Genomic DNA, 6,445 nt, shown 5'->3' on the forward strand with positions numbered 1-6,445 from the left:
GCGCCGCGTTCGGTAATTATCGAGGTGATGTACTGGAGAGCGGCGAGGGCGGCGCTTTCGTCGGCGGCAAAGAGCGAGCCGAGGGGACCTTCCGCTTTTAAGGGGGAGTGCATGAACTCGTTTACATGGCGCGTTTCAAGGTGGGGCATGGCTAAAAGTTCGCCGGATTTTTTAAAGCATAAGACTTTGTCGTTTATCGCCTGTTTTAGAATATGCAAGGTAAGCGGGCCTAGGTACGCTCCCGCCGTCGCTTTTTCAAGAGTGAAACTGCCGGGGTTTTTTGTCGTGCTGTCATATTCCCTGTCCATCTGCCCAAGGTGGCGGACGTCGAAATTACCGCTTTCACATACCACAATCTGCGGCGAAGAAGGGGAATTAAAGCCTATTTTGGGAATGACGGTTTCGGGGTAGGCGGTGTTAAAACCCGTGCCAAGAATAAAGCCTATTACAGGTCCGCCCGCGGCTTCAAAATCTTTTTTTGTGCGCGACATTTCGCCGTCTGGTGAAATTGAGGCGAAGCCGGAGAGCAGGGTGGCGGCGGTGTCGTTTAACAGTACGATGGGGCCGTCGTATTTACAGCCCATTTGCGCTAGGGATTCCCTTAACTCTTTGCCGATTGCTTTCCCTACCACGTCGGGAGCGTCAACTTCCTTGCTGAAAGAAATAAGGATACCGTCCGCTTCGTCGGTAATTTTCATCGGGTAGGAAAAAGTAAAACCTATTCCTTCAACTTTTGTGTCTTTTAACAGGGGAAGGGCGGCTTTCGCTATAGTGTCAAAAAATTCTTTTGCCGTTACGTGCCCTCCCGTTCCGGGCATCGGGGATTTTGTCGTTCCTTTCGCTTCCGCTTCGCCTTTTTCGTTGAATTGCACAAGGCTTACGCGGAGGTTAGTCCCGCCCGCGTCAAGGGCAAGAACAGTCTTTCCGGCGGGAATGTCGGATACGGGAGTTATGTGGGCGGGAATCATCTGAAGGCTGGAAGGCGCGCCAGAAAGTCCGCGGTTCATTTCGATAAGCGCCTCGTTAACAATGGCGTCCGCTTTAACGCCGTCGTAATGAAAGCCGTAAAACCTTGCAAAATCCGATAATTCGTCCGGGTTGAATTTGTACATACATCCTCCGATTATCTATTATTATGTTAGATAATCGCCTAATTTTCAAGGTTAAAATGTTTTACTTTATCCGTCATTTCAACGGCGTGGCCGGTTCTAAGGTAGTAAAGCCACGCGCGACATTCTTTTTTTGCGGGAACGGCGAAAAGGGCGGAAACCGCATGGTAATAACAGGCCATTTGCGCCGTATGTTCAACGGGCGTCTCCCTGCTGTCGGTCTTAAAATCCACAACATGGATAAATTCTGCGTCTTCAAAAAAGAGGTCTATGGTTCCGTTGATAAAAACTTCCCTTCCTTTGTTGTCTTTTACAAGGCTTCTAAACGAAAATTCGTTCTCGCGCAATTTCGCACTTTCCGCGATTTTACCAAGTGGGGAGCGGACAAAACGGTTCGCCAATTCCTTGCCTGCCGCGAAAAGCGCTTCAAATTCTGTGGGGGTTACCGAGCTTGAAAGCTGGGGTGGAAACAGCGGCTCTTTCCCGCTTAAAAGGGCTTCCACGCAAATATGCGCCATGGTTCCGAAACTGCCCGAAATGAATTTTCCGTACTCTTCGTCTTCTATTTTGGAAATTTTAGCAAGTAAGGAGTCCACTTTTTTAAAAACATCGTCCGCATTCTCGCCAGAAAATTCCCTGCTTATCGTAAAACTCCTGCCCAATGCGTCCGCCTGCGCCAGTATGCCTTCTTTCTCCTTTAACGAAACGGGTGTTATGTGATTATTCAGCACTTCGGGCGTTATGATTTTTATAGCTTTTTTGTATAAAGGTTCGGCCTTTTTGATATATTCGCATAAACTTTCCCTTGTGTTCGGTAGGTTTTTCTTGGCATGTTTGGGGGCTGTTTCCAGTTTTTTAAGGTCTCCTTCCGTAAAAACAGGGATTTCCTCAAGGTTGAAAAATCCCTGTGATATTCGTGGCGCGATTGACGGCAGGAAAAGCCCGAAAAAAGTGTCGTTATTAAATATTGAATCGCCCGGAATTGAATCTTCATTTTTTTTATTTTTTTCTTTATTCTTTTCTTCTATATAATTACTTATCGTGCCTGATAAATCGTCCAAACGCGCGTCTTTGCTTATTTTTAGACTGCCTGTAAGGTACAATTCTTTTTCCGCCCTTGTCATTCCGACATAAAGAAGGCGGCGCAGTTCCGCGGTTTCTTTCAGTTTCATTTCGGCGATTGACTGTTCCCAAAGAAAGTTTTTGCGTATACCGCCCATTGAATTGCAGGAATCGGGCAGGGGAGGGCTTAGGACTACGCCCGTCTTCTCGGAAAAAAACACGTCTTCGCTTCTGTCAGGCTGGGTGTGTTTGCCGCAGTTGCAAATGAAGACTACGGGAAATTCCAATCCTTTGCTTTTGTGAATTGTCGTAAGATGAACCGCGCCCGTTCTTTCAAGCGGGATTTCTATGTCGTTAAGCCGTCCGCCCGAATCCCTAAAATCGCGCATTGAATCCGTAAAGGCGGCAAGCCCCTCATTTGCGGTGTCGGCCTGCACCGCAAGGTGGAAAAGATAATCGTATAACTCGCGATATACGCTTGTGGCGGGATTCCATTCCGCCTCGTAACGGTAGCCTTCCTTGTACCACAATTCCGAAACCAAAGAACTGACGCTTTCGGTCGCCGCTTTTTTCTGAATGGAAGAATAAATTTTTTGCCCGCATAAATATTTTTCGCGGTCGGATTCGTCAAGAAGGGCAAGAGGCGCGTCGTCAAAGGCGGCGTGATTTTCTACGCCTTTAAAAACAGAGAGGCATACCGCCGTACCCGCGAGCGAAAGGCCCGCGAAAGGGGAACGCAGCATTTCGGCGTAAGATGCGCTGTCCAGAGGGCGGGCGGCAAGGGTTAGAACCGACATTATGTCGTTTACAAGACCTCCGTAAAAAAAGTTGTTGATGTCTTCGCAGGCGTACGGAATGTTAAGATACCGCAGGTGTTTTTCAAAGTAAAATTGAGAGGTGCGGGTGCGGAAAAGAATGGCGATATCGTTCGGTTTATAACCTTTTTCGTTAATTAATTCGTGAATCTTTTGCGCTGTAAACATGGCTTCGTTCTCATCTACGTGAAGAGGCGCGTCTTCGTCATTTTGATTGTTTCCATCGTTAATTAATATGCAAACTGATAATTTGCCGTCCCCATCGACTCCAGCCGTAAGCGGCGTATACTGCGCTTCGTAGAGGGGCAGGGAATTTTCAACGCTGGAAGGCGCGAATACGGAAGGCGCTTTGGACAACGGGGCTTTTCCTTTTGGATCAAAATCACTGCCGCCGAATATGGCGTTAAATGCGCCAATGAGCGCGGGGGGCGGATCGGTAGTTGATTTTTAACGGTAGATCCGTACTTTTTATCTCGTCTTTTAACCTGCGGAAAACTGAAACGTCAGCGCCCCTAAAAAGGTAAATCGACTGTTTTTCGTCCCCAACAAAAAAAAGTTTGCCTTTTGTCAAATCCTGCGCTTTTGGAATGTCGTCATTCTTAGCTTCTAGTTTTTCCGCAAGAAGGAATAAAAGGTCTTTTTGAAGGTCGTTGTTATCCTGAAATTCATCGATCATTATCGCTTTAAACGATTCTTTTTCGCTCTGCCTTACATCGTGATGCTCAAGGAGAATGGTTTTGGAAAGGTTCGCTACGTCGCTGAAAGTAAGAACCCCCTCCATGCGCTTTCTTTCAAGGTAGCGTTTCTGTAATTCGGAAAGCAGGGACATAATTGAAATTATCAAGCCCGCCTGCATACAGGATACCGCAAGCGAAGAAAATTGGCCAAAAATGGCGTGTAATTCTTTAATGTTATCCTTTACCAAATTATCACTTCGTTTTCCCTTAGCTAGGCTAAGGGATTGTATATCTGAAAGAAAGCGGAGAATCGCCATCATTTGTTTTTGAAAAGGATGGGATTCAGATTTTTCTACGATTGATTCCACGGGTTCACCTAATAAATAATCAAAGTATTTTTGTAGGTCTTCCGAAGTTGGGAAGGCGGTTTTCTTGTTTTTTGCGATTATCGGTGGAAGTTCAGGAAGCAGGGCGTTGTTTTCTGAAATAAGATTTTTAATTTCGTCTAACAACCCAGATATTTTTTTACATTGGTTTTCCCATTCGGATAGTATAATGTTAAATTGTGTTTTTACATCCGCAATAAAATCACGCGGCTTGTCTATCCGGCAATGGTTAATGAGAACATTCTCGAAGATTTTTCCGGCTATGTCGTTTGGGCGGTGGTTGGAATACAGCCTTTCAATCGCGGGGTTACGCCTGTGGGAAATTAAGAACGGAAGGGATTCCTCGGAGGCGATTTGACTGCAACGATCCTGATCAATCGTAAAATCGGGACTTATGCCGTAACGGGGCGCGTATTGCTTTACAAGCGAGGAACTGTAGGAATCCAGCGTTTGAATCCGCGAGTGGACAAAATTGTCAAGCGCTTTTCGCGCCCTCGCGGCCTTTGCGCCGTCTTCACCTTCGGCGATTTCAGTTAAAAGCAAATGAATTCGCCTGAACATCTGCGCGGCCGCTTTTTTTGTAAATGTTAGGGTTAAAATTTCATCTACATTGTAACCTTTCTCTGTGAGTAACCATGCAAAACGATTGGCGAGAACCATGGTTTTTCCCGAACCGGCCCCCGCGGCGATGACGGCGTTATCCGCGCAGAAAGCGGCGGCCTGTTGTTCATTGTTAAGCTGATGCCGTTTTTTCCTTATATCCATTAATCATTCCTTAAAGATATGTTTTTTTCACGGTCTATTACAAAGACCGTCCGGCAAATCCGGTTATAATCGCAATCATTACAGTTGTTCCAGTCGGTTTCAAAGACGGAGAAATCGGTAGTTTTTATTTCGTCCGCGAACTGTTTTGTTTTTTGGTTGAATTCTTTTATTATCAGATCGTATTTTTCACTGTTACGCAAAATACGGTCTTCTTCTTTTTTTGGAATCATTATCTCGTTGTATTTATTTTCGATGAAGCCTATTACCACTTCCGGTTTTAATTCCAAAATACTGTAAAAAAGCGCGGTATCCACTTTTATTTTTCCGTCTTCATCCGCGAGGGTTATGTACATTGGAAGCTGGAAATTGCTAAGTTCGCAGTCTTCGCCGCCCGTGCAGTCTGCGCGATTAGGAAGATTTTTTAACTTGAAGTCGACGATTATATATTTACAATTTTTTTCGGTTCTGTTTTCCAGTACGCAGTCGATTGTTCCATTTAAGAAATAACCGTCGTGTGGCGCATTGTATGAAATTTCACAGCCCGCCACGTAACAGCCGCAAAAGAACGAAAGAAAACGCGCGATGCATTTTTCAAGGTTAAGCAGAAAATACCGTTTTCCGCCTGAAAAAAGACGGGAGGTAAGCGCGCTCATGATTTGCTTTTCTCCTTCCTGCAGCTTGGGGAAATTATCAAAAATTGAGTTAACGCTGTGTTCCAGAATTTCTAAGTATTCGGCGGGAAGGGACGGCCCGTCATCCGTTTCTACAGGGGTTAATAGAGCCTTTTTTTTATTCTTTATTTCCGTAAAAAACAGGTTGAGCGCGACGTGGTATAACGTCCCCGCTATATTTTCCGCCATTAAATCCGCCTCTATCCGCTCGTTGTTTATTTTTAAGACGCGGTCAAAGAGCCATATTAACGAGCACTGGTAGTATTCTGCCAACGAAGATGCGGAAACGTAATATTTGTCTGGCATTTTTTTATCAAAAGCGAATTTTTCTTTTATCAGTTTTTGCAGAGTTTTATTGGTACTAGGGACGCCGCCTGTATTTGTGGAATGTATCCTGCGGTTTTTCCAATTTTCAAAACCTTCAATTTGATTTTCATGGAGATTTTCAGGAGTATCGCCGCCGTCTATAATAAAATATTCCGCGCCGTATAAATCAATTGAAAATTTATCACCGTAACGCGGGTCTGACGCGTAACGTTCCTTTGGTTCGGAAGGCGCGTTTATTTTCGAATGTGGTATTGTAAAGCCGGAAAAAGACTGCTCGCAGCAGAAAAACGCGGCGCGTTTTACGGAGTTGTATTTGTGCAGTTCGATAAGGACGGAAGACGCGTCTTCGTCTGGAATACCGAGTTTTTCGCGTTTTTTTCGAGGCAGAAAATCAAGGCGGCTGTAAACGACGGAGAGGCTGTCCTGCGCAGAGCCGAGGATTATATGACAGTCAAAAGGCGCACAAGCCGCGGTCTTGTAAGGTAAAATATTTACGCCAGATAATTTTGTCTGCGCGAGATAGTTATTTTCGCCAAGGTATTCCGTGTAAAACAAGAATGGGTCGATTGATTTTAATTTTTCTTTTACGTCGGGAAAATCATTTTCAATTTCGCAAAGATTCATTAATTCGGT

4 protein-coding genes are annotated in these 6,445 nt (G+C 45.1%); all 4 read right to left on the bottom strand.

The features are described 5' to 3' along the window. The coding region (locus tag ACYVTD_RS08945; protein WP_461247434.1) for a hexokinase family protein at positions 1–1,112 on the bottom strand (1,112 nt) is incomplete at its 3' end. 38 nt (positions 1,113–1,150) lie between these two features. Beyond that, positions 1,151–3,343: a 3'-5' exonuclease gene (locus ACYVTD_RS08950; RefSeq protein WP_461247435.1), complete on the bottom strand. Its 2,193-nt coding sequence runs from the start codon at positions 3,341–3,343 to the stop codon at positions 1,151–1,153. 46 nt (positions 3,344–3,389) lie between these two features. After that, on the bottom strand, positions 3,390–4,814 hold the full coding sequence (locus ACYVTD_RS08955; protein ID WP_461247436.1) for a UvrD-helicase domain-containing protein: 1,425 nt from the start codon (positions 4,812–4,814) through the stop codon (positions 3,390–3,392). After that, positions 4,814–6,445, bottom strand: a 1,632-nt coding sequence (locus tag ACYVTD_RS08960) for a PD-(D/E)XK nuclease family protein (protein ID WP_461247437.1), incomplete at its 5' end; no start/stop codon positions are given. The genes ACYVTD_RS08955 and ACYVTD_RS08960, both read right to left, overlap by 1 nt.

The sequence above is a fragment of the Treponema sp. R6D11 genome (assembly GCF_054786075.1).